We start from the raw sequence: 3,225 nt of genomic DNA on the forward strand, positions 1-3,225 counted from the left end.
AACTCATGTCCCTGCTAACCCTAAAATTTCATATTATCGATTCGCAACCTGCTTCGTGATGGGTATAACTAACTGATGTTACGCGCTACTTTAGAGTAGACTATGCCTAATCTGCGATGACTTGTACGCTCGATTTGTATACGGATTACCTGATTAGCTCGACGGGCCAAACCTCGGCGACCGGCTTGTCGCGCTTGCTGGCCGGAGCCGTCAGCCACGACCAGGTAACGCGCTGGTTGACGAGTTCTTATTTGGACTCTCAGCAAGTCTGGGCAGCAGCCAAACCACTCATTCGCCGGGCTGAGTGCCAGCGCCCGGCCGAGGAGTTTGCCGTTCTGATTGTGGATGACTGCATTCTGGAAAAGGCGCATACTGATCCGAGCGCGCTGATCTGTACGCATTGGGACCACAGCGTGGGCCGCTTTGTCAAAGGACTCAATTTTGTGAGTTTGCTCTATCAAAGCGACGGATTAGCCCTGCCCATTGCCGTTGAACTCATCGAAAAAACAGAGGCCGTAAGTGATGCTAAAACACAGAAAACGAAAGTAAAATGCAAGTTTACTAAGAATGAATACCTACGGGCTATGTTGCGCGTGGCTCAGCAGCAGGTGGCCTACCGCTATCTGCTGGCCGACAGCTGGTACGCCTCAGCCGAGAACATGAATACGGTGCTCGATTTAGGCCACCACTTTGTGCTGGCGCTCGAATCCTCCCGCACCGTGGCCCTAAGCGAAGGGGCGCGGGCGGCGGGTCAGTTTCAGGCCCTTGATAAACTGGCTTTTCCCGATGAGCAGCCCCTGCGCGTCTGGTTGCGTTCCGTCGAGGTGGCGGTACTCGTAACCCGGCAAGTCTTTACAAACAAAGACGAATCGCAGGGCGTGTTATACCTGGTCAGCAGTGATACGAAGCTGAACTACGCGCAAATGACGACGATTTACCAAAGATGGTGGAAAGTGGAAGAGTACCATAAATCGCTCAAACAGAACACGTCGCTGGGCAAATCGCCCACGAAAACGCCCGACACCCAAGCCAATCACTTTTTCGCCGCCATCCTGGCCTACACCAAGTTAGAAGTGCTCAAGCTTAAATTAGGCATCGGCCATTTCCGGCTCAAAGCACAACTTTATCTGGTCGGCCTCCAGGCTATGCATCGCGAACTCGCTACGCTCTCCGCGTAACATCAGTAACTTACCTTGTGGCATGAATGAGTTGGCTTTTTACACCGACCTGCTGGGCTTGCCCCAGGTGGCCCTGACGGGTGTCACGGTCACAAAAACGACCATAGAAATCGCCTGTACCTTGACTGACACGCGGACGCTATGTCCTTCCTGTGGGGTGGTATGCACGGTGGTCAATGACCGTACCACGCGCCGCGTGCGTGACTTAAATATTTCGGAGCGAGCGGTTTACCTGATGGTGAGCGTGCGGCAGTTTCGCTGTCCGACCTGTGGCAGTTGCCCGACCGAGCGGCTGCCGTTTGCCGATGCCAACAAAAGCTATACCCACCGGCAGGCCCGGTACGTGTTTGCCTTTTACCGCAAACAACCCTATAGCGAAGTGGGGGCCATCGTCGGCATGCACGCCAAAACGGTGGAGCGTCTGGTCCTCGACCAGTGCCGGCAGGCTGAGCAACTGCCCCAGCGTTACGTCGGTCTGCGGCGCCTGAGCATTGATGAGCAAAGCCACCGCAAAGGCAAGAAGCACTTTATCTGCCTGCTCACTAACCTGGACACGGGCACGCTGGTGGATATCTTGCCATACCGCAAAAAAAGAAACCTTAGTCGCTTATTTCCAACGGCTTGGTCCAGTTTTTTTGCCAGCAGATAACCGCCGTTAGCTGCGACATCTGGCAGCCGTATCTGGCCGTAGTGGCCACCTGTTTCCCACAGGCCACGCTGGTATTGGACCGGTTTCACGTGGTAAAATTGCTCCATCAGGGCCTGGATGCCTTCCGGCGACGTTTGCGCAAAGAGGCCCCGGACGAAGCGGGCTACAAACAGCTCAAATGGCTTCTTTTCAGGCAGTACCACCGCCTGAGTGATACCGAGTTCGACACCTTGCAGGCCGCCTTCGCGGTGAACGCCGAGTTGAAAACCGCCTATTTTCTGCGCGAAGAGTTTCACCCTATTCTAGGCCGGCCGCAAGCAGTGGATGCTGCCATTGGCTTATTAGACAGGTGGGTAGCGCGTATCCAGGCACAAAAAATTACCCACTTCGATTCCTTTATCCGAACGCTCCAGCGCCACAAAGAACCGATTGCCAATTACGTGCTCGACAACTTGTCCAATGCCGTGACGGAGGGACTCAATAATTTAGTCCGTAGCATCCGTCGATGCGCCTTTGGCATGCCTAATTTTCAGCAGCTGCGGCTGCGGGTCATGGCTATTTCAGGGTGAACATTAAAATTGTCAGACAACCGCTCTTTTTTCTGCTCACCTACCTCAAAAGCAACAGCTTACAGCAGCACCAGGTCGCCAGCTTCGGCGTCTCGCAGACCCGCGTCAGCCGCCTGACTACGGCCCTGCTGGGCGTGCTCAACTAGGTGCTGCGCCGGCGCGGGCTGTTGCCCGTGTGCAACGGGGCTGAACTTGCCCGGCACCTGGCCCAGCACCCGGACCAGGTGTTTACCTACGATGGAGTCGAGCGTGGGGTGCCGCGCAACCCCGACGGCGAAGCGCAGGCCGAGGAGTACAGCGCAAAAAAAAAGCGCACCGCCTGAAAAACATGACCTTGTGCGACGATACGCAGTACGTGTACTTTCTCTCCCCCACGGAAGGCGGGCGGGTACACGATAAAAAAATGGCCGACGAGTACGCCCTGCACCTGCCGGCCGGCAGCGTGCTGCGCCAGGATTTGGGCCTGCTGGGCCACGCCCCGGCCGGGGTCGTGGTCGAGATGCCCCACAAAAAGCCGCCGAAGCGGGAGCTGACCTTTTCCCAAAAGCTCTACAATCAGCTGCTGAGCCCCTTGCGCGTCGTCATCGAGCACGCCCACAGCGGGATCAAACGCCTGCGCATGGTCGGTGACACGGTGCGTTTGCGCGGCGAGTGGGTGCGCGACACAGTCAGGGTCGTGGCCTGTGGCCTGCACAACCTGCGCGTCCGCAGTCCCCACCGGGCTTATCTTGCGCCCACGCCCGCGAAACCCACCCAGATACCCGCAATACCCTTGCCGGGGCCCGGTCGGAACAGTTGCAATGCCGGCTTCTGCTTCACCTGTCCCCAC

At 56.9% G+C, this 3,225-nt stretch carries 6 protein-coding genes; all 6 read left to right on the forward strand.

What is annotated here, in order from left to right; all coding sequences use genetic code 11:
* Positions 1-116: 116 nt before the first annotated feature.
* Positions 117-1,178 (forward strand): IS701 family transposase, encoded by a 1,062-nt coding sequence (locus ABD833_RS10175; RefSeq protein WP_345072764.1) that lies wholly within the window; start codon positions 117-119, stop codon positions 1,176-1,178.
* 22 nt (positions 1,179-1,200) lie between these two features.
* The gene (locus ABD833_RS10180) at positions 1,201-1,827 is read left to right on the forward strand and encodes a transposase family protein (RefSeq protein WP_345072765.1); all 627 of its coding nucleotides are present in this window, start codon (positions 1,201-1,203) and stop codon (positions 1,825-1,827) included.
* A gap of 41 nt (positions 1,828-1,868) precedes the next feature.
* Complete coding sequence (locus ABD833_RS10185) at positions 1,869-2,396, forward strand: transposase (protein WP_345072766.1); 528 nt, start codon at positions 1,869-1,871, stop codon at positions 2,394-2,396.
* Positions 2,393-2,542, forward strand: coding sequence for a transposase family protein (locus tag ABD833_RS10190; protein ID WP_345072767.1), 150 nt, complete (start codon positions 2,393-2,395; stop codon positions 2,540-2,542). Before ABD833_RS10185 ends, ABD833_RS10190 begins: the two co-directional genes overlap by 4 nt.
* Positions 2,543-2,719, forward strand: a complete 177-nt coding sequence (locus tag ABD833_RS10195; protein WP_345072768.1) for a hypothetical protein — start codon at positions 2,543-2,545, stop codon at positions 2,717-2,719.
* 5 nt (positions 2,720-2,724) lie between these two features.
* On the forward strand, positions 2,725-3,225 hold a 501-nt coding region (locus ABD833_RS10200), incomplete at its 3' end, for a transposase family protein (protein WP_345072769.1).

Source organism: Hymenobacter fastidiosus, assembly GCF_039539565.1.
Lineage (GTDB): Bacteria > Bacteroidota > Bacteroidia > Cytophagales > Hymenobacteraceae > Hymenobacter > Hymenobacter fastidiosus.